Here is a 25,562-nt window from a genome sequence, read left to right on the forward strand (position 1 = left end):
CCGGGTCCGTCGTTCCGCTTGCCGCCTGACGGCGGCCATGCTTAACTAACTGCTAATCTTCAAGAGTTCCGTGGCGCGACCGTGATTGAATATGCCCTGATTTTCGGAATGGGATTTATGGCGGCGGCGCTGCTGGTGATGCTTGTCGCCCCGGCAATCCATCAACGCGTCGTGCTCTACACGGAGAATCGGCTGAAGGCGACCATGCCGCTGAGCCCGCAGGAGATCCGCGCCCAGAAGGACATGGTGCGCGCCCTCTATGCCGCGGAAAATGCCAGGACCCAGCACGAGCTCACCCGCGAACGGGAGAAGTCGATCGGCCTCAAGCTGCAGAATGAGACGCTGAGTGCGGACGCCGCCAGACTTCTGTCCGACAGCAAGGACCTCAAGGTTCAGATCGAAGAGATGAGCACGGAAGCCGCTGATCTTCGCTCCAGGCTGCGCCGCGGCGATGTGGAGATGGGTTCCATCCGCGAAACGCTGAAGCGCGTCGAGATCGCCGCAGCCGCCAAGGATGTCGAACTCGAGGAACGCGCCCATCGGATTGCCCGCCTCATCAGTGACATGGATACGATGCGCATCGAGGCGATGAGCCGCGACACCGAGATCGACACGCTGAAGACCCGCATCCAGGGCATGCGTGACGAGCGCGAAGAACTGCGCCGTGAGACCAAGCTGCTCGCCAAGCGCGCCAAGGACGCCGAGCTGCGCCTGGCTCAGGAAGAGCACAAGGTTCTGCGACTTGAGGATATCCTCGCCCGCGACGCCGCCGAGCGGGCCGATGCAAGCTCGCTCGTTGAACGCCGCACGCGGGAACTGACCGATCTGCGTGCCAAGTTGAAGACCTCCAATGCCCAGCTGCGCAATGCGCAACGCGCGCTGCGGGAAGCCGGTATCGCCCTGCCCGACACGAAAGAGCCGTCCATGGTCGAAGACGAGATCGCGAATTCCAACCTCGCTGCCGATCCGGTCGTCCTCGAAAACGACATCCGTCGCAGCCAGACGGTCCTAACCGAACGCTTGCTCAAAGCCAAGGCATCGACCGAAGACGATGCGCTGCGCGAGGAACTAGGCGACATTGCCGCCAAGATGATCGTCTTGACCGCAGCCCGCGAGGACGAGCGGTCTGTCATCACCGACCTGATCGGCGCGCAGCCGAAGGGCGGCGACAAGCAGAAGAGCCTTGTCGACCGGGTTCTCGCCATGGACCCGTCGATCGGCCGCGCCTCCGGCATGGCAACGCCTGCCGAGTAAGGCCACCCATCATCTTCCGAGAATTTGAAACTGCGTGTAGCGCAGTGCGTCAGCCAAGCCGCCCCATGGCGCGCGCGATGGCGTAGAGCGCGATCCCGCTTGCGGTGCCGACATTGAGACTATCCAGCCCCGGCGCTTGCGCGATGCGCGCAGACCGGAAGCGATCGAGGATCGTCGCCGGCAGTCCCTCGCCTTCCGTGCCCATGACCAGAGCCACGCGCCGCCCGGGAGCGATGGCGCCGATCTCGACAGTGCCCGAAGGCGACAGCGCCCAGATCTCGAAACCAGCCTCCGCGAGAGTGCCGAGAACCTCCTCTGCGCTGCCCTGACGCGCATAGGGTACAGCCAGCACCGCACCGACGGAGACGCGCAGTGCCTTGCGATAGAGCGGGTCGCAGCACGTCTCGTCGAGCAGGACGGCATCGGCCGTGAAGCCAGCCGCATTGCGAAACAGCGCGCCGATATTGTCGTGATTGGAAATGCCACAGCCGACCAGCACGAGCGCGCTTTCCGGCAACTCGGCGATCAGGTGCCCGAGATCAGGCGGCGCAGCACGGCTACCAAGCGCAAGCACCCCGCGATGCAGATGAAAGCCGGCAATCGCATCCAGCACAGAGGCCTCCGCGACGTAGATGGGCAGATCATCCGGAAACTGCCCGATCAGATCGGAAAGCCCCGCCACGCGGTTCTTCAGGAGCAGGAGCTTTTCCGCCCGCACTGGGCCGGACCCGCCATGCGCCTTGGCGAGCATCGACAACACAACCGTGCCTTCGGCAATGAACTTGCCCTGGCGACCCGTCAGGTCGCGCTCGCGGATCGCCGTGAACTCGGCGATCCTCAAATCGCCGGGATCGGTAATCTCGATGAAGCGATCCGGCCCCACGCCGTCCTCAATCGCCGGCAAGCGTCACGTCGGCGATGATGCGGCCGAGCGCGAGATCGAAGACGAAGGCTTTGCGTTCACCCGCAGCCGTTTCGCCGTAGATCAGCATCTGGCTGCCCGAGAGCGAGGTTTGGGCGACACGGAAGCCGGCCGGCAGATTGGCGGTCAGGCTGAGCGGCTGGTCGGACGGAACGGCGAAGGTCGACGACGACGTTGCAGCCACAGGTTCGGCGCCACCCTCATCGCGGGTCAGCTTGTAGAAGATCGACACCAGCACGGCGAGGAAGAGCACCGCCATGATGCCGCCGGAGATCAGCTGCAGCTTGACCATCTTACGGCGAACGCCTTCCATGACCGGATCGAGCGGCTTGTCTTCCTGGTTCTCGTCGTCGATATGCGCCATCGCTGCTGCCGTTTCCCATCGTGTTCGCCCTGATCCCGACGCTTTCCCCGGGGCGAACGAACCGGAGAAAATCGCCGGGCGAACCGGCTGTCGATTGTCGAAGCCCCCGGTCTGTGCCAAATGGCAGCGACAAAGGCCGCAGCATCGGCCGCCGTAAGACGGGATGACATGATGACCGACCCCTTTAACGAAGCCGCCGCATCAAGGAAAGAGCTGATTGCCGAGGACGATGCCTCAGGCCGCATCGACGCCTGGCTGACGGCAGCACTCGGGGCCGAGTTCTCGCGCAATCGCGTCAAGGCGCTGATCGAACAGGGCGCGGTGCAGCTGAACGGCGCGCCGCTGGATTCCCCCAACCGCAAGATCAAGCCGGGCGACACCGTAGTCATTGACCTGCCGGCGCCCGAAGATCCGCAGCCGAAGGGCGAGGATATCCCGCTGGAGGTTCTCTATGAGGATTCTGACCTGATCGTGATTGCCAAGCCTCCGGGCCTCGTGGTCCATCCCGGGGCCGGCAACTGGAACGGCACGCTGGTCAATGCGCTGATCTATCACTGCGGCGACAGCCTTTCGGGCATCGGCGGCGTCAAGCGCCCCGGCATCGTGCATCGCCTCGACAAGGATACGTCGGGCGTGATGGTTGTCGCCAAGAACGATATCGCCCACCGCCATCTCTCCGACCAGTTCTCCGACCATGGCCGCACCGGCCCGCTGGAGCGCGCCTACCGAGCCGTGGTCTGGGGCCGCCCGCGCGCGCTTGCCGGCACGATCGATGCGGCGCTGGGCCGCTCCGGCGCCGACCGCACCAAGCGCACGGTCAAGCGCGAAGACACCGACGACGCCCGCGAGGCGATCACGCATTACACCGTGCTGGAGCGCTACGGCGAAAAGCCCGACGCCACCTGCCTTGCCTCGTTGGTCGAGTGCCGCCTGGAGACGGGTCGCACCCATCAGATCCGCGTCCACATGGCCCATATCGGCAATCCGCTGATCGGCGACCAGGAATATGGCGCCGCCTTCAAGACCAAGTCGAACCTCCTGCCCGAGGACGCCAAGCGGGCGGTGAACAAGTTCCACCGCCAGGCGCTCCATGCCTATCTCTTGGCGTTCGAACATCCGACCACGGGCAAGACCATGCGTTTCGAGGCTCCCATCCCGGCGGATCTTCAGAAGGTCATCGATGCGCTGAAGGTGATGTAACGAAACCTCTATCAGGCGCTAACGGTCGATGGACGGCACGGCCACGACCACTGGCGCATTGCGCGCCAGCAGGACGTGGCCGACGACGGCCGCAAGCACGACTATGCCGCCGATCAACGTCGTCAATGCCGGCACGTCGCCGAGGAACAGCCACACCCAGAACGGTGCAAGCGGCGCATCCAGCGCTCCGATGAGTGCCGATTCCACGGGCGGAACGTCTCGGGCACCAATGGTCAGCAGCAGAAAGCCCAGCGAGAAGGCCAGCACCCCGAAACCGAGAACGACCAGGAGATCGTGCGACGAGGTGGCCAACGGCGTCGCGAAGGGCAGTGCCACGGTCGCGCTCAGGAAGCAGGACACAACGGTGCAGGGCAGCGCCGGCTTGTCCGGATAACGGCGCACAAGCACGGTCCAGAGTGCGACCATGGCGGTCATGGCAAAGGCCAGCAGATCACCGAACAGCGTGCCTTCCTCGCCACTGCCGATCATCACCGCCACGCCAGCCATCGCCACACCGCTGGCAATCAGCGCCACTCTGCCCGGACGTTCGCCAAGCAGCAGGAAACCAAGGCCGGCTGCGAGAAACGGGCATGTTGCAAAGATGATCGCCACATGCGCGACGGACGTTGTGTAGAGCGCGCCAATGAACAGGACGGCGCAGGCAGCCGATGTCGCGCATATCAGAAGGCCCGGCCACCCGAGGCGGACGAAATCGGCGATGATCCGGCGTCGTGCGGTAACCGCCAGCACGGCAAGCAGGAAGACCCCGGCGATCGTACCGCGCAGGAAAAGAAGCGTGGGCCCATCGATCGACACCAGCCGGGTCATGAGCCCTGCCGTGGACAACGCCACGGTGGCGGCACTGACAGCAACGAGCCCGCGCGAATAGGCAGACAGGGACATGGGAGAACTTTCGAAGAGCAGACGATAGACCCTTATAACATTCCGCAACTGACACCATATCGTCAGCAGCCGACAAGGCCTGACGCCCGAGTGGTGTCATTGAATCGCGAACACTCCGTCACGGCCTCGTGAGGGAACACAAGGCTTGTATCGCCGTTTTGCCATACTTATCTGTCATATGGATTTCCGTGGGGAAGTGAGATCCACGGAGATCGGGTTCGCCGTTGCTTTGGGAGCCCAGTAGGAAAAAGGGGGTGCTTTATGGCCCGCAGTAGTTTGCCATCGATCACAGCCGGCGAAGCCGGCCTCAATCGCTATCTCGACGAAATCCGCAAGTTCCCGATGCTGGAGCCGCAGGAAGAATACATGCTCGCGAAGCGTTACGCCGAGCATGGTGACCGCGACGCCGCACACCGTCTCGTAACCAGCCATTTGCGCCTCGTGGCGAAGATTGCCATGGGTTATCGTGGCTATGGCCTGCCGATCGGCGAAGTCGTCTCGGAAGGCAATGTCGGCCTGATGCAGGCCGTGAAGAAATTCGATCCCGAGCGCGGCTTCCGCCTGGCGACTTATGCCATGTGGTGGATCAAGGCCTCGATCCAGGAATACATCCTGCGCTCCTGGTCGCTGGTCAAGATGGGCACGACCGCCAATCAGAAGCGCCTGTTCTTCAACCTGCGTCGCCTCAAGGGCAAGATCCAGGCGATAGAAGAAGGCGACTTGAAGCCCGACCAGGTCACCGAGATCGCAACCAAGCTCAAGGTGTCCGAGGAAGAGGTTATCTCCATGAACCGTCGCCTCTCCGGCGACGCCTCGCTCAACGCACCGCTGCGCGCCTCCGAAGGCGAAAGCGGTCAGTGGCAGGATTGGCTGGTCGACGACCACGAGAGCCAGGAAGCCGTGCTGATCGAGCAGGACGAGCTTGAGACCCGCCGCAGCATGCTGAAGCGCGCCATGAGCGTGCTGAACGAACGCGAGCAGCGCATCTTCGAGGCCCGCCGTCTGGCAGAAGATCCGGTGACACTCGAAGAGCTGTCCGCCGAATTCGACATCAGCCGCGAACGCGTGCGCCAGATCGAGGTTCGCGCCTTTGAAAAGGTCCAGGAGGCCGTCCAGAAGGACGCGCTCGAACGGGCCAAGGCACTGCGGGTAGTCGAGGCTTAAGGGCCGTCGACCCTGGTGACAATTGTTCAAGCCGTCCGGGCAACCGGGCGGCTTTTCCTTTGAGGTCGTGCCGCGCGTTATTCGGCTGCCAGTTGCTGCCGCGAGAAGACCGCAAGTCCAAGTCCGGTCAGGACGCAGAACCAGCCGAGAAGCACGGCAACACCGACCAACGCCGCAATCGGCGCCCCTCCCGCCAGCAACCAGTCCCGCAGCGCCTGGGCCGCATAACTCGGCAAGGGCAGCCTGTCCGCATCCGCTCCCAGATAGAGCTGCAGCAGTGTCGAACCGATCGCCAGCAGAAAGGCCGGGATGACGGCTGCGATCATCGACCGGAAGGCAACGACGAGCAGACCAGCGAGCGCCGCCAGCACCGCGAGTTCAAGGAATGCGATGCCGAACGCCGCTACCAGCGTAATCAGCGAGGATGCGGAGAGGTCGAGACCTTGCCCCTGCAAAACACCAAACAGCACACTGAGCAGTATGTCCCCGACCGCGGCCAGCAGCAGGGCCAGTGCGAGCCACGCCAGGCACACGAGCAGCTTGGCGGCGAAGAGCTGCACGCGCGCGTGCCTCGGCACCAGCAGCCTCCAGGTCGCATAGCGATATTCAAGAAAGAAGACGGTAGCGATCCCGAGCGCGAACAGCAGGTGCCCCAGCGAATTCCCCGAGAGACTGAGGCTCTTGGCCGCCGACAGGAAAACATCGACATCACCGGACTGCCGCCCTAGACGCAGATAGACGAAGCCCGCGATGACTAGCTTGACCAGAAGTGCTGCCAGCGGGACGGCCATGAAACCCCAGAACAGTATGCCCGGTTGACGGACGAGCTTGAGCATTTCGGCAGAGAGAAGCGGCCTCATGAGCGTACCTCCCGCGTCTCCGACAGGAAGACGGTTTCGAGATCCGGCTTGATCCATTTGGCTTCGTGAATGCGAACGCCTGCATTGGCGAGCGACAGGATGAGGTTGGGCACCTCCGTCCGCTCGACCCGCACATAGACGCCACCATCCGCTTCCTCGGCCGCATCTCCGAGACGAGAAACAAGCGCGTCCGGCGCGTCCACCTTCAGCCAGAAGCGTCCGTCACGATCGAGCAGATCGGCAACTGCCCCTTCAGCCACCAGCCTCCCCCGCTGGAGGATCGCCACCCGGTCGCAGACCCTTTCCACCTCGTCCAGCAGATGACTGGACAGAAGCACCGTCAGGCCATCGCGATGCGCCAGATCGTGGATGAGGGCACGCATTTCCAGAATGCCGTCGGGATCGAGGCCATTGGTCGGTTCGTCGAGGACGAGCGCCTCCGGCTGCCCGATCAGCGCACAGCCGATACCGAGCCGTTGCTTCATGCCGAGCGAGAAGCCCGACACGGCCTTGTCCGCCGCCTTCTCAAGCCCGATACGCTGCAGGACAGGCTCCACCAGCGCCAGGGTGCCGGTAGCGCGCGCCAGCATCTGCAGATGCTCGCGGGCCGTCAGAAAGGGATAGAAGCTCGGCGATTCGATCAGCATGCCGAGCCGGCTACGCTGGGCCGGGCCTGCAGCCTCGCCGAAGATCCTGATCTCGCCGCGATCGGGGCGTAACAATCCGGCAAGAATGCGCAGAAGCGTGCTCTTGCCCGCCCCGTTCGGCCCGAGCAGGCCGTAGACCACGCCTCGGGGGATGGAGAGGCTCAAGCCATCGAGCGCCTGGACGGCCACGCTGCCGCGACCGAACCCCTTGCTGACGGAGAGAAAGGCAATGGCCGAATCCCCGCCCGGACCGGCAGAGGGGATGGTCGAAACTCGCTGCGCCTGCGCTGACATGACGTCTTCCCTGCCCTTGATCCTGCATGGGTCGCCGGCGGATGATACTGCCGACGCACACCCCTCAACTCGAAAAGAAAAATCCGCCGGGAGATACCCGACGGATCCTTGGAAAAGCGATAGGAACGAGCCTCAGTTCGCCGGTGCGGCGGGCGTCAGAGCCGCCCATTCGCGCAGCACCTGCTCGAAGACGTTTCCGCCCGTCGTGCCCTTGTCCAACGTGATCAGAGCGCGACGACCGTTGCGATAGGTGACGGGAATGTCGATCCAGCCGCGGGTCGAGAGAAGCTCCATGTTGCGCTTCACAACATCCTCGAAGTCGTTGAGCGCCACGAGGTAGGTGTCGTCCGTCACCTTGGCCGTGACGGCCACGAGCGGGTCGCCACGGTCCTGCTCGGTGCGCTTCATGGCGATCCGCTGAAGGTTCTCGATGGCACCGCCTTCGAAATCAGCGGGCACGGAGAAGACCACTTCGATGATGTGGCTCGCCGGCAGCGAGTTGTCGGTGTTGCGCTTGATCGTCAGCAGCGCGGAGATGCCACGCTCCGGCACGTTGATGCGTCCCTGGATTTGCGGGTCAGGCCGGCCATCAGCACCGTTCTCGCGCACGGCACTCCAGCTGATCGAACCGGGGACGGCAACCGGCGTCGCCTGGCCGATGCGCTCTTCATAGAGGAAGAGCTTCTCGCCACCGGCAACCGGCGCCGTATTGGCAGCAGTACCCGGCGTCTGTGTTGTAGCAGTGCCGCTGGCAGCCGCCGGAGCATCAGTGGGTTCAACCGTCGAGGCAACCGTCTGGGCCGAGACCGAGCGTCCTTCGGCGGGTGCACCGGTGATCGGGGCGGAACCCGCACCTTCATCGATCTCCGTGCCATCGGCGCGCAGCCGCTGGGTAAACTTCTGTTCGGCCTCGCCATTGGCAGCGGCAGGAGCGGCCGCCGTTTCGGCTGCCGGTGCCTCGGTCGACGGCTGCGGATCGGCAGGCGTCGTAGCCGGCGGGGCAGTCGCTTCTTCGGCAGGCGCGACTTCGCCGGTCAGATTGGCGACCATGCTGCCGATATCATCCCGCATGCTCCAGGCCAGATACCCACCACCGGCGAGCACGACGAGGACCAGAGCGCCGACGATCAACGGCGCGAAATTGCGACGCTTCTTAGGCTCAAGACGATAGGCCGGCTGCTGGCCGTAGCCGCCAACCAGGGCTTCCATGCCGTCGGCCTGGTTGGCCAGGTCGACCTGTGCGCCCTTGGCACTCGGCGCAAAGCTGTTGATGTGGTCGTCCCATTCGGTCGAAGGGATTGACGCGCCTGCGGCAGATCCAGCTTCGGCATCGCGTGCCGGCGTCCCGTCCGCATGCTCCTGGAACCACTGGCTGAAGTCGTCGGCATCGACTGATGCGGCAGCCGGAGTGGCCGCAAGTGCGCCAAGCACCACCGGATCTGCGGGTGGCAACTCAAGGCCCTGCGGCGCGACATAGTCGCGGCTGGCTTCGACATGAACCGGTTCTTCATAGGCCGGGAACTCGTCCGTCGGCGTATAGGAAATGGCAGTCGGGCCCGGTTCGATTTCCGGCAGTTCCGGCACGCGGTTCGCGGCAGTTTCCGTGGCGACCGGCATGTCCCAGCTTGCCTGGGGAATGCTGGGTGCCGGATCGAGCGCACGGCTTTGCAGCCAGTCTTCGACCGAATCGACCCGGATGCCGAGCGCCGGTGCTTCCGGTTCAAGATGGGCCTCGACCTTCGGCTCCTCGACGGCTTCAGGCTCGAAAACCATCGGCGCGACTTCAACTGCGGGCGCGATATCCCATGCAGGCTGAGCAGGCTCGGGCTCTTCGGCCCGGGACCAGTTTTCCTCGGCCGTCGGCGCATTGCTGAATGTCGCATGTTCGACGCCCGGTTCAAACGCATCCGCGGACTGCGGGGTCGGCTCCTCGACGATCTCAGGCTCGACCTGCGGGGGCTCAGCCATCTCCGGCTCGGTCCGCGTTTCGTAGATACGGGCGAAATCAGCTTCAGGAGCGTCATGGCCGAAGGTCGGCTCGGTCCGCCAGGAGGTCTCCTCCGATGCGGCCGGCACGATCGGCTCAAGATCTTCCTGCGGTGCTGCGTCGACCTCATCTACCTGTTCGGCAGCGTAGGGAGCCTCGGACGCAGGCTCCTCCTGATACGCGTCGATCGTCTCAGCCTCAGGCGCAGGCGCGGCAGGCTCCGACATATGCGCATCGGCCCAGTCGTCCCCTGTTACGGCAGGTGCGGCCTCGACCGAATCCATCTCGGCAGCCTGGACTTCGTCGTGAGGAGCGGCCTCTACAGGTGCTTCGGGCTCCGGCGCGGGCTCGGCCCATGCGGGTGCGGCGGCAGCAGCAGCTACAGTGGTCGCAGCAACTGCAGTCGGCATGGCGACCGGCGGCGCATCGTCGAGCGGCGCCAAGGCTTCCGCATGCTCTGCCTCGACCTCCAGGATAGCCTGATCGAGCTTGTCCAGCTGGCGCTGAAGCATGTGCTCGGGCGGGCGCGGTGACATGTTCTCGAGCTGCCGAACGACAGCGGCGCGAGCCTTTTCATAGACCCGCGCACGCATCTCCGGGGTATTGTTCGAGAGCCCGTCAACGGCCCGTCGAATCACTGCGATAAAGTCAGCCATCAGCACTTTCTCTAAGGCGCCGGCCCGCTGAGGGCCGGCAGAAATTTATTAAATTCCGAGATTAGTCCTCGAAGGGGTCCGTCACAAGTATTGTGTCGTCGCGTTCGGGACTTGTCGACAAGAGGGCGACCGGCGCACCGATCAGTTCTTCCACCTGGCGGACATACTTGATCGCCTGAGCCGGCAAATCCGCCCATTTACGGGCGCCGACAGTCGACTCCTTCCAGCCTTCGAGCGTGATGTAAACAGGCTCGACTCGCGCCTGGGCAGCCTGAGCCGCCGGCAGATAATCGATTTCCTGGCCGTCGAGCTTGTAGCCGACGCAGATCTTCAGCTCTTCCAGACCGTCGAGAACGTCGAGTTTGGTCAAAGCAATGCCGGTGATTCCATTGGTTGCCACCGACTGGCGCACAAGGGCGGCGTCAAACCAGCCACAACGGCGCTTGCGGCCCGTGACCGTGCCGAACTCATGGCCCTTCTCGCCGAGGAACTGGCCGATTTCGTCATGCAGCTCGGTCGGGAACGGGCCTTCGCCGACGCGGGTCGTGTAGGCCTTGGTGATCCCAAGGATATAACCGAGCGAACCCGGGCCCATGCCGGAACCGGCAGCGGCCTGACCGGCTACCGTGTTCGACGAGGTGACGAAGGGATAGGTGCCGTGGTCGATGTCGAGCAGCGAGCCCTGCGCGCCTTCGAACAGGATGCGCGAGCCCTTGCGGCGCTCCTTGTCGAGCAGAACCCAGACCGAATCCATGAAGGGCAACACGCGATCGGCGATCGAGGTCAGCTCTTCCATGATCGTCTTGTGCTCGATTTCGGCAACGCCGAAACCGCGACGCAGCGCGTTGTGGTGGGTGAGGATTCGCTCGACCTTGCCTTCCAGCGCGTCGAGATCGGCCAGGTCCATCACGCGGATCGCGCGACGACCGACCTTGTCCTCATAGGCCGGGCCGATGCCGCGGCGAGTCGTGCCGATCTTGGTGCCGCTGTTGGAGGCTGCGTCTTCGCGCATGCCGTCCAGTTCACGGTGCAGGGAGAGAATCAGCGTGGCGTTCTCGGCGATACGCAGATTGTCCGGCGTCACTTCAACGCCCTGATCCTTCAGCCGGCCGATTTCAGCAATCAACGCATGCGGATCGACGACGACGCCATTGCCGATGACAGCCTTCTTGCCGGGACGCACAACGCCCGAAGGCAGAAGCGAGAGCTTGTAGGAAACGCCGTCGATGACGAGCGTATGGCCGGCATTGTGTCCGCCCTGGAAGCGAACCACGATGTCCGCACGTTCGGAGAGCCAGTCGACAATCTTGCCCTTGCCCTCGTCACCCCATTGCGAACCAATCACCACGACATTCGTCATCACATAATCCTGTATATCGCGCAGCGTCTGCGCCCTACCCAAACCCGCGCATCTATACTGTGTTGTTTTTGGGAAATCGACCCGTCTTGACGGGCGATTTGGCTTTTTGCGTGACAAAGCATGCCCCCTCGCCTATTTCGGAGGCAATTCGCGCTGAGCCGGACCGGGAGGAAACGGGTTCGACGACCGGTGCCAGCCCGCAGGGAAGAGACGCCTTTGCCCATTCGCGCATACAGCTTTCTCGTCATCACCACATTGCTTTGGGGCGGCAATACCATCGCCGGCAAGCTGGCGCTCGGCCATGTCAGCCCCATGGTGCTGAGCTTCGGACGCTGGGCGCTCGCGACCCTCGTCATCGCGTCGATCGCGATCCCGCAGATCCGCAAGGACTGGGATGTCCTAAAAGCCAACTGGAAGCTGCTGATTTTCTACGGCGCCGTCGGCTATGCCGCCTTCAACGGTTTCCTCTACACAGCGCTGAAATACACGAGCGCCGTCAACGGCGCGATCGAACAGGGCGCCATCCCCGTCCTGATCTTCGTCATCAACTTCCTGCTGTTCCGCATCCAGGTCTCGGCGATCCAGATCCTCGGCTTCCTGATCAGCTTCGTCGGCGCGGCCGTCACCGCCTCGCATGGCGACCTGCAGACGCTGCTGACGCTGACCCTGAACTACGGCGACCTGTTGATGCTCTTTGCCGGCATTTCCTATGCGATCTACACGGTCTCGTTGCGCTGGAAGCCGCCGGTGCACTGGAAGAGCCTGATGGCCGTGCCGGCACTCGCCGCCGCCCTCACCTGTCTGCCTCTTCTCTGGTGGGAAGCTGGCCGCGGCGAACTCATCCTGCCCGACACGCGCGGCTGGCTGATCATTCTCTATGCCGGCCTGTTCCCCTCGCTGATCTCGCAGATCCTCTACATCAAGGGCGTCGAAGGCATTGGCGCCAACCGCGCTGGCCTCTTCATCAACCTGGTGCCGGTCTTTGGCACTCTGCTCTCGATCACCATCCTCGGAGAGACCCTGGAAGTCTTCCACATCGTGGCACTCGTTCTGGTCCTCGGCGGCATCGCGATCGCCGAATGGGGCAAGCCGCCAGCTGACAAGCCTGCAGCCGACAAACCAGCCAACTGACCGGATCAATCGTCCGCCTCTGCCTCGCCTCCAACCGACAGGATCGTGACCTCGCCGGACATCAACCGCGCTGCGGTCAAGAGGCCCGTGCGATAGCAATGGGTGTCGAGGCTCACCCGATCCGGCCCGACATGCGGGAGCCGCATCGGCGTGTGGCCATGGAAGACCCGGACAGGCAGCCCTGGCCCGAGCTCCAGGAAAGATCGCCGGATCCACATCAGATCATCGTCGCTCTGCTCTGAAAGTGGACGCCCTGGCCGGATGCCGGCATGGGCGAAAACATCCGTTCCAACGGTCAGCAAGACCGGCAGCGTCCGAAGAAACGTCAAATGGCTATCCGGAACGGCGGCCCGGATCGCGGTGCGCAGCGGATGAATGGCGCGAGGGCCATCGCTGTCGATCTCAACGCCGTAAGATTGAAACGTCTCCACCGCGCCATGATCGAGGACCCAATCACCTGCCGGATCTCCTTCGAGGAAGGCGAGGAACGCGTCATCATGGTTGCCACGCAGGCAGACCCGCTCAAACCCGGCCGGGGGTGCAGCGATCAGGTGATAAAGGACGGTAGCTGACTGCGGTCCGCGATCGACATAATCGCCCAACATCACGATCAGCTTGCGCCCATCGATGGCGTCGGCATCTTCGACAATCCGCTTCTCGAGTTCGAGCAGGGCATCGAGACAGCCATGCACATCGCCGATGGCATAGATTGCCGCATAGTCCGACGGCTCCGCCATGAGGCGTGAAGCCCGCACGCCGTCAGCGGAACTGAGCTCTTCCATCATGATCCATCCCCTCGGTGCCCATAACTCAGAGCAAAGCCCAGCCAAACGAAAAAGGCCAGCCCCCAACGGGAGCTGGCCTCTTTAAGTATGCCCTATTGGATTAAGGCGTGGTCGTCGGCGGCGTAGCCGGAGCCGGAGCGGCCGGAGCAGTGTCCGTAGCCGGCGGCGTGGTCGGAGCCGTATCGGTGGCCGGCGGTGTTGCCGGAGCAGCCGGGGCAGCCGGAGCCGTATCGGTCGCAGGCGGCGTTACCGGAGCGGCAGGCGGCGTCGCGGGCTCTGCAGGCGCCGTCGTGCTGGTCGCCGGCGTCGTCGCGGTATCGGTGTCTGCGCCTCCGCCGAAGACGAAGAAGGCACCGGCAGCGATGACGACAACCAGCAGGACTGCGATGCCCCAGGTTGCGCCACTCGACGTGGTCTGCTGCGTTACATTCGGACGCTGGTCAATGCGTGGATCGGGACGTTGGTCCATGGTATTTCCTCCTGGATGGGCCGCCAACCGCTATGCGGCTGGCCGCTAGTTCATGTTTTCATGCAAGTCTTGGGTAATCCGTTTGTGGATCGCTTACTGAACGATGCCGACAACCACATAGGTCTTCGGATCGACGATCACGCGCTGGTTGTTGACCACCGCATAGGCATAGGTCGGATCTTCAGGGATCGTCGTCAGAACGACTTCCTGCGGAAGAGGCTCACCGACAACCACCTGGCGTTCGATCACGACAGTCTGCGCCGGAACCGGCTGCTGCTGAACATATGTGACGACTTTCTGCGGCGGCGGATCAATCGCGGTGCCGGCAATCGCGCCGACAACACCACCCACGGCAGCACCAACCGGACCACCGACAATGGCACCCGTGACGGCACCACCTGCAGCGCCCGTAACAGTGCCTTCCTGCGCCACAACAGGCGAGGCCACCGCACCAATGACAATGGCTCCAAGAGCAATGATCTTCGTCTTCATGGCTGGATCCTTTCCGTTGTCTGCCAGTGACGGAAAGAACGGGCATCACAGGAAATTGTTCCACGAGTGCCTATAGCGCCTGTGTTGCAAGCGACTGGAAAAATAGACAAAATTGAGGCAGGCGTGCAATTTATGGCCTACGCTTTACTTCAAGCTGCAGACGAAGACTTGTAAAGCGGACGAGAATTCAAGTCTCAACGTCAGCGCTCGTCTTGCTCCTACAGGCGCAGATCCACACGGCCGGCTGGTGGTCATCAACCCCAGCCGACGATGCCCTTGATTTCGAGGAAATCGTGAATGGCCCAATCGGCATATTCCCGACCATTGCCTGACTGCTTGTAGCCACCAAAGGGTGCCGCGGTATCCCAGTCCGGGTAGTTGAGATAGACCGAGCCCGCCCGCATGCGTGCCGCCACCCGCCGCGCATGCTCGACATCCTCCGACTGCACGTATGCCGCCAGGCCATAGACGGTGTCGTTGGCGATCTCGATCGCCTGCTCTTCCGTCTCGTAGGGCATTATGGACAACACAGGTCCGAAGATCTCTTCCCGCGCAATCGTCATGTCGGGCGTCACATGGCCGAACACGGTCGGGCGAACATAGTAGCCACGGTTAAGCCCCTCAGGTCTGCCAGGCCCACCGGTGACCAGCAGCGCGCCCTCCTCGATGCCCATTTCGATCAGCCGCTGGATCTTGTTGTACTGGACCTCGCTGACCACAGGACCGAGCACGGTATCCTCGGCCTGCGGGTCGCCCACCTTGTGGGTCTCTGCCGCCTGCCTTGCGATCTGCAAGGCCTCGTCATGGCGATCAGCGGGCACCAGCATGCGCGTCGGCGCATCGCAGGACTGACCGGAATTGCCGAAACAGCCCTCGACACCTTTGCTGACAGCCGTGACGAGATCCGCATCCGGCAGGATGATGTTGGCGGACTTGCCGCCGAGTTCTTGGGCCACGCGTTTGACCGTATCCGCCGCCGTCTTGGCAACCACGATGCCGGCGCGCGTCGAGCCGGTGAAGGAGACCATGTCGACATCGGGATGCCCCGCCATCACCTGGCCCACCTCCGGACCCCGTCCATTGACGAGGTTGAAGACGCCCTCCGGTGTGCCCGCTGCTTCCATGACCTCCGCAAAGATAAGGCCGGAAATCGGTGCGATTTCGGAGGGCTTCAGAACCACGGTGCAGCCGGCAGCAATTGCCGGCGCAACCTTGCAGACGATCTGGTTCAGCGGCCAGTTCCACGGCGTGATCAGGGCACAAACCCCGATCGGCTCCCGGACGATGCGGGTCGTGCCGCGCTGCTGGGAGAATTCGAAGGATTTGAACGCGGCGATGGTCGTTTCGAGATGCGCCCGCCCGGCCCAGGCCTGCGATTCCCGGGCGAAGGCAAGCGGCGCGCCCATTTCCCGGCTCACCGCCTGGGCAATATCCTCAAAACGCTCGTTGTAGGCAGCAAGGATGCGCTCAAGTAGAGCCAGCCGCTCGGCCCGATCGGTGACGGAGAAAGTCGCAAAGGCCCGTTTGGCGGCAGCGACGGCGCGATCGACATCGGCCCGGCTGCCGATCGAGATCGTCGTGAAGGCTTCTTCGGTGGAGGGATCGATCACATCGAGAAGCGCCGGCTCCACCGGGTCGACCCACGCACCGTCGATGAAGAACTTAAGATACTTGGACATGCGGGCTCCGACGGAGAAAGGGGTGATGCTTCGGCACTATTCGCCACATGCAGGAACTCGGCAAGCACGCAAGGGGATGCGGACCGCCTTTCCCCAACCAGAATGGGGAGATCAGCGTTCCAGGCCATCGAGCAACCTGTACCAGGCAACATGGGCAGCAACGCCCAATCGCCTGAATGGGTGCAACGGTATGGCATGAATGGGGGTGATCGGCAGCGGAAGGACGGAGGGATCGCCACCCGCAAGGTATCGCGCAAGCGGCTCGCCGAGCGATACCATCAGCCCGATGCCGCGCCCCTGGCAACCAGCGGCGATGACGAGGCCGGGCTCCGGCTCGTGCAGATGCGGCAGATGATCCGACGTCATGGCGACCCGACCGAACCAGCGATGCGAAATCCGGACGCCTGAAAGCATCGGATAGACCCGGTGCAGCGCCCGCTCCAAATGCGCCCAGTCTTCCTCCGAGCGGGGCTGGCGCATCGGACCGCGACCGCCCAGCACCAGACGCCCATCCGGACTGCGGCGATAATAGACGAGTATCCGGCGGCTATCCGAAACCGCCTGGCCACTCGGCAGAACGAGGTCGAACTCCGCCGGCAGCGGCTCGGTGGCGATCTGGAAAGAGTGAAGCCAGACGAGACTTTGGGCAAGCTTGGGGACGAGCCGACCGGAATAGGCATTCGTCGCGACGAGCACCTTTTTGGCCCGAAGCATACGTCCGCTCGCGGTCACCACGCGCCAGACGGTCCCGTCACGGACAAGCTCTGTCACCGGATCATGTGTGACGAGCCCCGCGCCGGCCTCCGTCGCGATCCTCGCCAGCTCATGCACGAGAGCAAGCGGATTGACGACGCCTGCCCGTCGATCGAGGAAGCCACCACGATAGCCTTCGGCACCGGTCAGCAGCGCGATCTCCGCCGGATTGAGCAGCGCGACATCGGCCCCTTGCGCGCGCCATTGGCGATTGCGCTGCATGGCCGCCTGCATGGCGGTCTCGGTATGAGCTGCCTGGATCCAGCCGCAGCGCATGTGGTCGACATCGAGCCCTTCCCGCGCAATTAGGTCGAAGACGGTATCGGCGGTCTTTGCCGCGAACCGCGTCAGCTTCTGCCCCGCCGCCTCACCGAACAGGGAGATAAGCGTCTCGGGATCCTGCTTCAGCCCCGGGATCACCTGACCGCCATTGACACCCGATGCGCCGGCGCCGATGTCTCCGGCCTCGATCACCTGCACCGACAAGCCCGCCCGTGCAGCATGAAATGCGGTCGACAGCCCCTGATAACCCGCACCGACGACCACGAGGTCGACGGCATCATCGGCAAACCGACAGACGATCGGTGAAACGGGTCGTCGCCACACAGGCGAGACCGTTACGGGGGACTGCATGAAGCTTAGACCTGCGTCGCGATTAAAAAGATCGGCACGCAATCTGCATGGCGTCACCGAAATAGACAATAAACGTCAGGCTGTATTTTGGCGCAACGGTAGAATGATGATCTCCTTACTTAAGAAGAACAAGAATAAGACTTTATGAAGAGACGCTAGGGTGTTTCGGGCAATTGCCAATCAATGGCGTTTCTGCCCTGTGAAACGAGATATTCGTTCGCCTGGGAGAAATGCCGGGAACCGAAGAAGCCGTTATGCGCTGACAGAGGCGAAGGATGTGGCGCCTTGAGCACCAGATGCCGCGACCGGTCGACAAAGGCCGCCTTCTTCTGCGCGTAGGATCCCCAGAGCATGAAGACGACATGCTCGCACTCCTCGTTGACCGCGCGGATCACCGCATCGGTGAACTGCTCCCAGCCTTGCCCCTGATGCGAGGCGGCTCGCGCTTCTTCAACCGTCAGCACGCTGTTGAGCAGCAGTACGCCCTGCCTTGCCCAATGTTCGAGAAAGCCATGCCGGGCCGGCGGAATGCCCAGATCGGTCTGCATCTCCTTGTAGATGTTCACCAGCGAGGGCGGAATGCGCACGCCGGGCTGCACGCTGAAGCACAAGCCATGCGCCTGCCCTGCCCCGTGATAGGGATCCTGACCGAGGATGACGACCTTCACCTCATCGAGGGGCGTTAGATCGAGTGCGCGAAAATACTCAGACCCTTTCGGAAAGATCTGCTTGCCGTCAGCCTTCTCCCGCTGCAGGAAGGCCTTGAGCTCGCCCATATAAGGACGGCTGAACTCCGCACCCAGCACCGCTTTCCAGCTGTCTTCGAGCCTGACTTCCGCATCCGCCATTGCCGCTGCTCCGCGTTCTCGCTTACATGGATGCGGACGATAGAAGCTGCAGGCCGGGATCTGTCAACCTTGAGACAAACGGAGCACACAAGAGAACCGTGAAGCCCTTCCTCAGACTGTGGCGCCGTCACCGCATCCTCACCTCCGCCTTCCTGCTGGCCATGGCGCTTGCGCTCTTCTTCGCCGGACGGACGATCTTCTTTGTCGCCTACTGGAGCGATCCGGCCCGCCAGGACCTGCCGCCCGAACCCTGGATGACGATCGGCTATGTCGCCCATTCCTGGCATGTGCCCGTCGAGAAGCTCGCCCGCGACCTCGACCTGCCGCCACCGCCAAAGGATGGCCCGCGCCCCTCACTGGAGCGGCTGGCCGAAGACCGTGGCCAGGACTTCGACGAGTTCAAGGCGGAGATCGAGGCCTCCCTTGCAGAGCTCCGCCGTCTGGGTCCGCCGAAATGACCCTGACGGAGACGCTGCTCGCGTCGCTTCCATCCTATGGGCTCTCGCTGCTCGGCATTGTCGTCTGCGTGAGCTGCCTCGGCGCGCCACTGCCCGCCTCGATCGTCATGATGCTCATGGGCGCGCTTGCCGCCGCCGGCGACTTCACCCTTTGGATCGTCATCGCCGTGGCACTGGCCTGCGCTGTCGGCGGCGACCAGCTCGGCTATATCCTCGGCCGCACAGCCGGGCGGCGACTGGTGCCGATCGTCGCCCGCAATCCTGCGCGCCGAAAGGCGATCGAGCGGGCGGAACGGGAAATGGACGAGCGCGGCAATGTCGCGGTCTTTCTCACGCGCTGGCTTCTGTCGCCGCTCGGCCCCTATCTCAACCTGATGGCGGGGGCCTCCGGTTTTTCGTGGGTGCGCTTCACGCTGGCCAGCATCCTCGGAGAAGCCGTCTGGGTCGGCCTCTATACTGGCCTCGGCGCCACCTTCAGCGACAGCGTCACCCAGATCGCCGAGATCAGCGGCAGCATCAGCGGCTTTCTGGCGGCCGGCGCGGTCGCCGCGATCCTCGGCTACAAGCTGCTGCAGGCCGTGAGAGCCAAGGACTGACGATCCCGCGGCGTCCGAATACTGGGCTTCGCCGAACTGTCACACAGCGGTGCTATCCGGAACGGAAAATCCGGAGACTCGCCATGACATTTCTGATCTGGTTCGCAGCGATCGCGCTTCTGGTTCAACTTGCAAGCATCGCCTTCGTCATCTCCGTCAAGCAGCGCCACCGCAATAGCGAGAAGACGCCGTCACCCCGTCCGCCGGTCACGCTGATCCGCCCGGTCTGTGGCCTGGAAAACAATCTCGAGCGCTGCCTCGCCTCATCCTTTCGCCTCGACTGGCCCACATACGAAATCCTCTTCTGCGTCGCCAAGGCGGATGATCCCGCGGCGTCGCTTGTGCGCCGCCTGATGGCCGAACATCCGCAGACGCAGGCGCGGCTCCTGGTCGGCGAAGACCTGTTCAGCGCTAATCCGAAGCTGAACAACGTGGTCAAGGGCTGGCGCTCCGCCCGCCATGACTGGATCGTCATGACCGACAGCAACGTGCTGATGCCATCAGACATTTTCGAGAAGATGATGGCGCGCTGGGACGGCCAGACCGGCCTCGTCTGCTCGCCACCGGCCGGTACCGAGCCGGAAAACTTCGGCGCCTGCCTCGAAAGCGCCTGGCTCGACAGTTTCCAGGCCCGCTGGCAGCTCTTTGCCGATGCCCTCGGCTTCGGCTTTGCGCAAGGCAAGTCGATGCTCTTCAATCGTCAGCTGATCACCAAGCTCGGAGGCTTTGAGCGCCTCGGCGACGAGGTCGCCGAAGACGCCGCTGCCACGCTTCTGATCCGCAGTGCGGGTCTCAAGGTCCGGCTCGTGCATGAGCCCTTCCCGCAGCCGCTGGGCGCCCGCAAGATCACGCCCGTCTGGAAGCGGCAGCTGCGCTGGGCACGCCTGCGCCGTGCCTCTTTCCCGCTTTACTTCCTGCCGGAGATCTTCACCGGTGCCGCCCTGCCCGCAGCCGCGACGATCGCGCTTTCCGCAATCGGCCTTCTGCCGCCGCTCGCTCCGCTTGCCTATCTTGCTCTCTGGTATGCCGGCGAACTCGTACTCGCCCGGGCCTATGGCTGGCCAGGCGGCTGGCGCATGCTGCCGACCATGGTCACCCGCGATCTGCTGTTGCCGGTCCTCTTCATCGCCGCCTGGTTCGGCAGTGGCTTCGAATGGCGCGGCAATGCGATGACGGTTGCGGACAACGACAATGGCCGCACCGCCCGTCTGCGCCAGGCTGTGGCCCGCACCCGCGACAAGGCGCGCGCGCTCGTCGCCGCCCGGAGCCACTGAACCTCGCCTTCCCACGAAAAAGCGGGCAGGACCGCTCGTCGCGATCGCTGCCCGCAGGAGGGAGGTAGTCTTGCCGCTCAGATCGTGCCTTGGCCCATCTGTTCGGCGATGTAATCCGCCTGGCGGATCGCAAGAGAAACGATCGTCAGGGTCGGATTCTCGGCTGCTCCGGTGGTGAACTGGCTGCCATCGGAGACGAAGAGGTTGCTGATGTCGTGGGTCTGGCCCCACTTGTTGACCACACCATCCTGCGCCTTCTCGCTCATGCGGTTGGTGCCAAGATTGTGGGTCGACGGATAAGGCGGCGTCGGGAAGGCGCGGGTTGCCCCGACCGCCTCGTAGATTGCCACACCCTGCTTGTAGGCATGGTTGCGCATCGCCTCGTCGTTCGGGTGGTCGGTGAACCAGACATCCGGGATCGGCATCCCGTATTTGTCCTTCAGCTCGGCATGCAGCTTCACCGCATTCTGCTCCTGCGGCATGTCTTCACCGACGATCCAGAGACCGGCCATATTCGCGTAGTTGTCGAGCGCCGAGGTAAACGAACGGCCCCAGCCGCCTGGGTCGAGGAAGGCCGCCATGAAGGGCAGACCAAGTGCGAGCGTTTCCAGCTCGTAGCCACCGACGAAACCGCGCGACGGATCGTGACGGGCTTCGTCGCGGATAATGCCGGCCATGGTCGTGCCGCGGTAGAAGTGCACCGGCTTGTCGAAGACGGCATAGACCGAACCCGTGGTATGGCGCATGTAGTTCTTGCCGACCTGGCCGGAGGAATTGGCAAGACCATCCGGGAACTTCGACGAGGCGGAGTTCAGAAGCAGGCGCGGGCTTTCGATCGAGTTGCCTGCAACGCAGACGATGCGCGCCTTCTGGCTCTTCATGTTGCCGTCCTTGTCGGCATAGACGACGGCATTTACCTTGCCATTGGCGTCATGCTCGATCTTGATGACATGCGACTGCGGACGTACTTCCAGTTTACCGGTCGCTTCGCCCTTCGGGATTTCCGTGTAGAGCGTCGACCACTTGGCGCCCCATTTACAGCCCTGGAAGCAGAAGCCGGTCTGCTGACAGCTCATGCGATCATCGCGATCGGCCGAGTTGATCGCCATGTTGCCGGTATGACATTCCTTGTAGCCGAGCTTGTCGGCACCGGCTTTCAGGATCTTGAAGTTGTTGTTGCCAGGCAGCCCTTCGATGCCGTTGGTACGGGTCACGCCCATCTTGTCTTCGGCCTTGGCATAGTAAGGCTCGAGATCGGCGAGCGTGATCGGCCAATCGAGAAGGTTCGCACCCTCGACCTTGCCGTAATGGGTCAGCGTCTTGAACTCGTGCTCCTGGAAGCGCAGCGACGCGCCCGCCCAGTGGGTCGTGGTGCCGCCGACCGCCTTGACGATCCAGGCCGGCAGGTTGGGGAAGTCTTTCGACACCCGCCAGCCACCGCCGGTCGTGCGATGATCGAGCCAGGCGAGCTGGGCGAAACTGTCCCACTCGTCGTTGATGAATTCCTCGTGTTCGATGCGGGCACCGGCTTCGAGCACGACCACGTCGATGCCCTTCTGGGCAAGCTCGTTGGCGAGCGTGCCGCCACCTGCACCGGAACCGATGATGACGACCACGCTGTCGTCGTTGAGATCATAGGGCGCTGCCATGTTTTCCTCCCGGGAAATCGGTCAATTTGGGTAAGCGCCGCCGTTCCCATCCGCGATGGGCCTCCTTCCGGCGACGATGAATGCGTGTCTGGGGTAGCTCAGAGCCAGGTGATGTCGTCGAACCCGCGCTCGATATAGCCGCCCTTGGAATAGGACTCGCCCTCGTAGCCGAAGATCGGCCAAATCTCCTTCTGGTTATAGAGGCTGACCACGAGGTCGCCGCGCACCGCCTGGAAGAAGGGAGTCGTTTCGATATCGCGCAGGATTGCCACGCGATCGTCCTCCCAGCCGAGGCCGCGATAACCGCCGGCACCGGCGCGCTCGTCGAGATCGGCGATGCCGTCCTCAATCAGCGCCTTGTGCTTCTCGTCCTTGGCAGCCATCGTGTCCTGCCCCTTGACGGCTGCAGCATAAAAGCGCTCGGCGAGCTGGTCATGCGGGTAGATGTCGCGCGCCATCTTGATGAGCGTCGCGAGCGTGTCCGGCTTCAGGGCAGTCGCCTCCAGGCCCCAGGCCTGGTCGGGACAGATCACCGCAGTCCCGGTGACCATCAGCACGGCACTTGCCGCACCCGTCTTCAGAAGCTGGCGACGGGACATGCCCCCGGTCTTGTCGAGTATCGTAACCACGTCATTCTCCTCCCATGAGATGAAGTGCGACGGCTTTGGCCGCCACCCCAGGCAGGCGCGATGATCGCGCCGACCGTCTGCGAAACAGGAAAGGCCGGGGACTCCTCTTCCCGGCCTCCCGATCATTTGTACCGGCCGTGCCGCTGCAAGACCTCGATCTTGTAGCCATCGGGATCGGTGATGAAGAAGAAGCGGGCGAGAAGCGCTCCATCCCGGTTGAACTCGACGATCTTGTTCGGGTTCAAGCCCAGATCGGTCAGCCGCTTGTGCTCGGCATCGAGATCCGAAACGCTCAAGGCCAGATGGCCATAGCCATTACCGAGGTCGTAAGCCTCTTCACGGCCCTTGTTGACCGTCAGCTCCAGCTCGAATTCGCTCTTCGAATTGCTGAGATAGATCAGGGTGAAGGTTTCGAAATCGAGACGTTCCGCAATCTCCAGCCCGAAGGCCTCGGTGTAGAAGGAGAGCGAGCGCTTCTCCTCCAGGACGCGGATCATCGAATGGATCATTTTCGCCAATGGGCTGCTCCTCGCATGCTGACAGATGTCATGAAGAGAGGATGTCGCGATTTGCTGGAAGGCTGGTAGCAGCCCATTACCGCAGGCGATTTTTTTCGCCGACAGATGTGTCCATTCTTCGCACCCGGGCGAGGCAGTTTAGAAAAGACGGAAATTGACCGAAGCCACGGCGCGCAACATAATGCCTCAAAAGACTGCAGACCGAAAAAACTTAAAATCAGGGAGGAGCATGCCATGTGTGAAGTCTTCGCAGGACAGGATCCGGGCCGCTATCGCGCGGTCAACCGCTCCGTCCGCATCGGTGGTCATTCAACAAGCATCCAGCTCGAGGCCGCCTTCTGGGTGCTGATCGACGAGATCGCAGCCAGCCAGAATTTCTCGACATCCCGCTTCCTGTCGACGCTCTACGACGAAGCCCTTGAGATCAACGGCTCGGTGTCGAACTTCGCATCGCTGCTGAGAACGAGCTGTCTCATCTATCTGATGAGCAAGGCCCAGAATCCGGGCACAGCCCAGGAATTCCACATCATCGCCGCCGAGTAACGCCAAACAAAAAGCGCGGCCCGACAAATGCCGGGCCGCGCTTCAGTTCCGATCGCCGTCTTGGGTCGGCGCGGAAGTATTACTCCGCCGGCTGCAGTTCCGGCTGGATGTCGTCCTCTTCGAGAACCTTGCCACCGAGTGCGGCATGGAAGAGCGTCTGGTCGAGTTCACCTTCCCAGCGCGCGACGACCACGGTTGCCACCGCATTGCCGATGAAGTTGGTGAGCGCCCGGCATTCCGACATGAAGCGGTCGATGCCGAGGATCAGCGCCATGCCGGCAACCGGCACCGAGGGCACGACCGAAAGGGTCGCAGCCAGCGTGATGAAGCCAGCACCGGTGATGCCGGCAGCCCCCTTCGAGCTCAGCATGGCAACGGCCAGCAGCAGGATCTGGTCGCCGAGCGGCAGCTGGATATCCGTCGCCTGGGCGATGAAGAGTGCCGCCAGCGTCATGTAGATATTCGTGCCGTCGAGATTGAAGGAATAGCCGGTCGGGATGACCAGGCCGACGACCGAACGCTTGCAGCCGGCCTTTTCCATCTTGTTCATCAGGCCCGGAAGCGCTGCTTCCGAAGACGACGTACCGAGAACCAGTAGAAGCTCTTCCTTGATGTAGCGGATGAGGGCCAGGATCGAGAAGCCGTTGTAACGGCAGACGGCACCGAGGATGACCGCCACGAACAGGAAGGACGTGAGGTAGAAGGTGCCGATCAGCATGGCGAGGTTGGTGACCGAGCCGATGCCGTATTTGCCGATCGTGAACGCCATGGCACCAAAGGCACCGATGGGTGCGGCCTTCATCAGGATGGCGACGAGTTTGAACACCGGCGCGATGACCGCCTGCAGGAAGTCGGTGACCGGCTTGCCGCGCTCGCCGACCAGCGCCAGCGAGATGCCGAACAGGATCGAGAAGAACAGCACTTGCAGGATGTCGCCATCCGCGAACGCCCCGACGATCGTCGTCGGGATGATGTTCATCAGGAAGCCCACGATCGATGAGTCATGCGCCTTTTCGGTATAGGTCGCGACAGCCGCGGCATCGAGCGTCGCCGGATCGATATGCATGCCCGCACCCGGCTGCACGACATTGGCGACCACGAGGCCGACGATAAGTGCCAGGGTCGAGAAGGTGAAGAAGTAGAGCATCGCCTTGCCGGCAACACGGCCGACTTTCTTCATGTCGCTCATGCCGGCAATGCCGGTCGCGACGGTCAGGAAGATCACCGGCGCGATGATCATCTTGACGAGCTTAATGAAGGCATCGCCCAGCGGCTTCAACTGCGCGCCGATCTCGGGATAGAAGTGACCGAGCAGGATGCCGGCAATGATGGCCGCCAGAACCTGGACATAGAGATGCTTGTAGAAGGGCTGCCGGCCCTCGGGCGCGGGCCCTGCGGTATCGATATGCATGCTTTCCTCCATGATCGCCCTGACGGAACGAGTTCCGGCCTCCCGGGCGGTTGCTGATCTGAATGGGGAGCGGCGCGGCCGCT

General features: G+C 63.0%; 25 protein-coding genes. 8 read left to right on the top strand and 17 right to left on the bottom strand.

What is annotated here, in order from left to right:
- Positions 1-117 precede the first annotated feature (117 nt).
- Positions 118-1,254: a hypothetical protein gene (locus C0V73_RS01805; protein WP_245407851.1), complete on the top strand. Its 1,137-nt coding sequence runs from the start codon at positions 118-120 to the stop codon at positions 1,252-1,254.
- Positions 1,255-1,303: 49 nt separating this feature from the next.
- On the opposite strand, the gene C0V73_RS01810 is transcribed toward C0V73_RS01805, so the two are convergent.
- The gene (locus C0V73_RS01810; RefSeq protein WP_102018281.1) at positions 1,304-2,158 is read right to left on the bottom strand and encodes an RNA methyltransferase; all 855 of its coding nucleotides are present in this window, start codon (positions 2,156-2,158) and stop codon (positions 1,304-1,306) included.
- Complete coding sequence (locus tag C0V73_RS01815) at positions 2,145-2,540, bottom strand: hypothetical protein (RefSeq protein ID WP_102018282.1); 396 nt, start codon at positions 2,538-2,540, stop codon at positions 2,145-2,147. Before C0V73_RS01815 ends, C0V73_RS01810 begins: the two co-directional genes overlap by 14 nt.
- Positions 2,541-2,711: 171 nt before the next feature.
- Here C0V73_RS01815 and C0V73_RS01820 point away from each other — a divergent pair, with 171 nt between their 5' ends.
- The gene (locus C0V73_RS01820) at positions 2,712-3,740 is read left to right on the top strand and encodes an RluA family pseudouridine synthase (protein WP_102018896.1); all 1,029 of its coding nucleotides are present in this window, start codon (positions 2,712-2,714) and stop codon (positions 3,738-3,740) included.
- 18 nt (positions 3,741-3,758) lie between these two features.
- Here C0V73_RS01820 and C0V73_RS01825 read toward each other — a convergent pair whose 3' ends face one another.
- On the bottom strand, positions 3,759-4,643 hold the full coding sequence (locus C0V73_RS01825) for a DMT family transporter (RefSeq protein WP_102018283.1): 885 nt from the start codon (positions 4,641-4,643) through the stop codon (positions 3,759-3,761).
- Between the two features lie 261 nt (positions 4,644-4,904).
- On the opposite strand from C0V73_RS01825, the gene rpoH reads away from it, so the two are divergent.
- Entirely contained in the window at positions 4,905-5,807 is a 903-nt protein-coding gene (rpoH, locus tag C0V73_RS01830; protein ID WP_102018284.1) for an RNA polymerase sigma factor RpoH, read from the top strand.
- 77 nt (positions 5,808-5,884) lie between these two features.
- Here rpoH and C0V73_RS01835 read toward each other — a convergent pair whose 3' ends face one another.
- The 4 genes from C0V73_RS01835 to C0V73_RS01850 all read right to left on the bottom strand — a co-directional run bounded on the left by C0V73_RS01835 (position 5,885) and on the right by C0V73_RS01850 (position 11,611).
- Positions 5,885-6,667 carry an ABC transporter permease gene (locus C0V73_RS01835; protein ID WP_172449964.1) on the bottom strand — a complete coding sequence of 261 codons (783 nt, stop codon included), beginning with the start codon at positions 6,665-6,667 and terminating at the stop codon, positions 5,885-5,887.
- Positions 6,664-7,608, bottom strand: a complete 945-nt coding sequence (locus C0V73_RS01840; RefSeq protein ID WP_102018286.1) for an ABC transporter ATP-binding protein — start codon at positions 7,606-7,608, stop codon at positions 6,664-6,666. Before C0V73_RS01840 ends, C0V73_RS01835 begins: the two co-directional genes overlap by 4 nt.
- A 132-nt stretch (positions 7,609-7,740) precedes the next feature.
- Positions 7,741-10,251, bottom strand: a complete 2,511-nt coding sequence (locus C0V73_RS01845) for a hypothetical protein (protein WP_102018287.1) — start codon at positions 10,249-10,251, stop codon at positions 7,741-7,743.
- A 61-nt stretch (positions 10,252-10,312) separates the two neighbouring features.
- Positions 10,313-11,611 (bottom strand): adenylosuccinate synthase, encoded by a 1,299-nt coding sequence (locus C0V73_RS01850; protein ID WP_054148329.1) that lies wholly within the window; start codon positions 11,609-11,611, stop codon positions 10,313-10,315.
- Positions 11,612-11,827: 216 nt separating this feature from the next.
- Here C0V73_RS01850 and C0V73_RS01855 point away from each other — a divergent pair, with 216 nt between their 5' ends.
- Positions 11,828-12,742, top strand: a complete 915-nt coding sequence (locus C0V73_RS01855; protein WP_102018288.1) for a DMT family transporter — start codon at positions 11,828-11,830, stop codon at positions 12,740-12,742.
- Positions 12,743-12,747: 5 nt separating this feature from the next.
- Here C0V73_RS01855 and C0V73_RS01860 read toward each other — a convergent pair whose 3' ends face one another.
- The 6 genes from C0V73_RS01860 to ung all read right to left on the bottom strand — a co-directional run bounded on the left by C0V73_RS01860 (position 12,748) and on the right by ung (position 18,401).
- Entirely contained in the window at positions 12,748-13,527 is a 780-nt protein-coding gene (locus C0V73_RS01860; protein ID WP_245407852.1) for a metallophosphoesterase family protein, read from the bottom strand.
- A 100-nt stretch (positions 13,528-13,627) separates the two neighbouring features.
- Positions 13,628-13,996, bottom strand: a complete 369-nt coding sequence (locus C0V73_RS23015) for a hypothetical protein (RefSeq protein ID WP_102018289.1) — start codon at positions 13,994-13,996, stop codon at positions 13,628-13,630.
- Between the two features lie 93 nt (positions 13,997-14,089).
- The gene (locus C0V73_RS01870) at positions 14,090-14,488 is read right to left on the bottom strand and encodes a DUF1236 domain-containing protein (RefSeq protein WP_102018290.1); all 399 of its coding nucleotides are present in this window, start codon (positions 14,486-14,488) and stop codon (positions 14,090-14,092) included.
- A 254-nt stretch (positions 14,489-14,742) separates the two neighbouring features.
- Positions 14,743-16,167, bottom strand: a complete 1,425-nt coding sequence (locus C0V73_RS01875; protein ID WP_102018291.1) for an aldehyde dehydrogenase family protein — start codon at positions 16,165-16,167, stop codon at positions 14,743-14,745.
- A gap of 111 nt (positions 16,168-16,278) precedes the next feature.
- Positions 16,279-17,553 (bottom strand): FAD-dependent oxidoreductase, encoded by a 1,275-nt coding sequence (locus tag C0V73_RS01880; RefSeq protein ID WP_102018292.1) that lies wholly within the window; start codon positions 17,551-17,553, stop codon positions 16,279-16,281.
- A 155-nt stretch (positions 17,554-17,708) separates the two neighbouring features.
- Complete coding sequence (gene ung, locus C0V73_RS01885) at positions 17,709-18,401, bottom strand: uracil-DNA glycosylase (RefSeq protein WP_102018293.1); 693 nt, start codon at positions 18,399-18,401, stop codon at positions 17,709-17,711.
- Between the two features lie 98 nt (positions 18,402-18,499).
- On the opposite strand from ung, the gene C0V73_RS01890 reads away from it, so the two are divergent.
- The 3 genes from C0V73_RS01890 to C0V73_RS01900 all read left to right on the top strand — a co-directional run bounded on the left by C0V73_RS01890 (position 18,500) and on the right by C0V73_RS01900 (position 20,729).
- Positions 18,500-18,859, top strand: coding sequence for a hypothetical protein (locus C0V73_RS01890; protein WP_102018294.1), 360 nt, complete (start codon positions 18,500-18,502; stop codon positions 18,857-18,859).
- A complete protein-coding gene (locus C0V73_RS01895; protein ID WP_102018295.1) occupies positions 18,856-19,455 on the top strand; it encodes a DedA family protein in 600 nt (199 codons plus the stop codon). Before C0V73_RS01890 ends, C0V73_RS01895 begins: the two co-directional genes overlap by 4 nt.
- An 83-nt stretch (positions 19,456-19,538) precedes the next feature.
- On the top strand, positions 19,539-20,729 hold the full coding sequence (locus C0V73_RS01900) for a ceramide glucosyltransferase (protein WP_102018296.1): 1,191 nt from the start codon (positions 19,539-19,541) through the stop codon (positions 20,727-20,729).
- 77 nt (positions 20,730-20,806) lie between these two features.
- On the opposite strand, the gene C0V73_RS01905 is transcribed toward C0V73_RS01900, so the two are convergent.
- The 3 genes from C0V73_RS01905 to C0V73_RS01915 form a co-directional block, all read right to left on the bottom strand.
- Positions 20,807-22,378: a GMC family oxidoreductase gene (locus tag C0V73_RS01905; protein WP_102018297.1), complete on the bottom strand. Its 1,572-nt coding sequence runs from the start codon at positions 22,376-22,378 to the stop codon at positions 20,807-20,809.
- Between the two features lie 98 nt (positions 22,379-22,476).
- Entirely contained in the window at positions 22,477-23,007 is a 531-nt protein-coding gene (locus C0V73_RS01910) for a twin-arginine translocation signal domain-containing protein (RefSeq protein ID WP_102018298.1), read from the bottom strand.
- Between the two features lie 122 nt (positions 23,008-23,129).
- Complete coding sequence (locus C0V73_RS01915) at positions 23,130-23,525, bottom strand: VOC family protein (RefSeq protein WP_102018299.1); 396 nt, start codon at positions 23,523-23,525, stop codon at positions 23,130-23,132.
- A gap of 234 nt (positions 23,526-23,759) precedes the next feature.
- Between C0V73_RS01915 and C0V73_RS01920 the strand changes: the two genes are divergently transcribed.
- The gene (locus C0V73_RS01920; protein ID WP_102018300.1) at positions 23,760-24,068 is read left to right on the top strand and encodes a ribbon-helix-helix domain-containing protein; all 309 of its coding nucleotides are present in this window, start codon (positions 23,760-23,762) and stop codon (positions 24,066-24,068) included.
- Between the two features lie 79 nt (positions 24,069-24,147).
- Here C0V73_RS01920 and C0V73_RS01925 read toward each other — a convergent pair whose 3' ends face one another.
- A complete protein-coding gene (locus tag C0V73_RS01925) occupies positions 24,148-25,479 on the bottom strand; it encodes a dicarboxylate/amino acid:cation symporter (protein ID WP_102018898.1) in 1,332 nt (443 codons plus the stop codon).
- Between the last annotated feature and the right edge of the window lie 83 nt (positions 25,480-25,562).

The organism is Rhizobium sp. TH135, from assembly GCF_002855515.1.
Classification (GTDB): Bacteria; Pseudomonadota; Alphaproteobacteria; order Rhizobiales; family Rhizobiaceae; genus Allorhizobium.

Coding starts and splice junctions, on each gene's coding strand:
- C0V73_RS01805 (WP_245407851.1), top strand. CDS start 118: ATGGCGGCGGCGCTGCTGGTGATGCTTGTCGCCCCGGCAATCCATCAA.
- C0V73_RS01815 (WP_102018282.1), bottom strand. CDS start 2,540: ATGGCGCATATCGACGACGAGAACCAGGAAGACAAGCCGCTCGATCCG.
- C0V73_RS01820 (WP_102018896.1), top strand. CDS start 2,712: ATGACCGACCCCTTTAACGAAGCCGCCGCATCAAGGAAAGAGCTGATT.
- C0V73_RS01825 (WP_102018283.1), bottom strand. CDS start 4,643: ATGTCCCTGTCTGCCTATTCGCGCGGGCTCGTTGCTGTCAGTGCCGCC.
- rpoH (WP_102018284.1), top strand. CDS start 4,905: ATGGCCCGCAGTAGTTTGCCATCGATCACAGCCGGCGAAGCCGGCCTC.
- C0V73_RS01835 (WP_172449964.1), bottom strand. CDS start 6,667: ATGAGGCCGCTTCTCTCTGCCGAAATGCTCAAGCTCGTCCGTCAACCG.
- C0V73_RS01840 (WP_102018286.1), bottom strand. CDS start 7,608: ATGTCAGCGCAGGCGCAGCGAGTTTCGACCATCCCCTCTGCCGGTCCG.
- C0V73_RS01845 (WP_102018287.1), bottom strand. CDS start 10,251: ATGGCTGACTTTATCGCAGTGATTCGACGGGCCGTTGACGGGCTCTCG.
- C0V73_RS01850 (WP_054148329.1), bottom strand. CDS start 11,611: ATGACGAATGTCGTGGTGATTGGTTCGCAATGGGGTGACGAGGGCAAG.
- C0V73_RS01860 (WP_245407852.1), bottom strand. CDS start 13,527: ATGATGGAAGAGCTCAGTTCCGCTGACGGCGTGCGGGCTTCACGCCTC.
- C0V73_RS23015 (WP_102018289.1), bottom strand. CDS start 13,996: ATGGACCAACGTCCCGATCCACGCATTGACCAGCGTCCGAATGTAACG.
- C0V73_RS01870 (WP_102018290.1), bottom strand. CDS start 14,488: ATGAAGACGAAGATCATTGCTCTTGGAGCCATTGTCATTGGTGCGGTG.
- C0V73_RS01875 (WP_102018291.1), bottom strand. CDS start 16,167: ATGTCCAAGTATCTTAAGTTCTTCATCGACGGTGCGTGGGTCGACCCG.
- C0V73_RS01880 (WP_102018292.1), bottom strand. CDS start 17,553: ATGCAGTCCCCCGTAACGGTCTCGCCTGTGTGGCGACGACCCGTTTCA.
- ung (WP_102018293.1), bottom strand. CDS start 18,401: ATGGCGGATGCGGAAGTCAGGCTCGAAGACAGCTGGAAAGCGGTGCTG.
- C0V73_RS01895 (WP_102018295.1), top strand. CDS start 18,856: ATGACCCTGACGGAGACGCTGCTCGCGTCGCTTCCATCCTATGGGCTC.
- C0V73_RS01900 (WP_102018296.1), top strand. CDS start 19,539: ATGACATTTCTGATCTGGTTCGCAGCGATCGCGCTTCTGGTTCAACTT.
- C0V73_RS01905 (WP_102018297.1), bottom strand. CDS start 22,378: ATGGCAGCGCCCTATGATCTCAACGACGACAGCGTGGTCGTCATCATC.
- C0V73_RS01920 (WP_102018300.1), top strand. CDS start 23,760: ATGTGTGAAGTCTTCGCAGGACAGGATCCGGGCCGCTATCGCGCGGTC.
- C0V73_RS01925 (WP_102018898.1), bottom strand. CDS start 25,479: ATGCATATCGATACCGCAGGGCCCGCGCCCGAGGGCCGGCAGCCCTTC.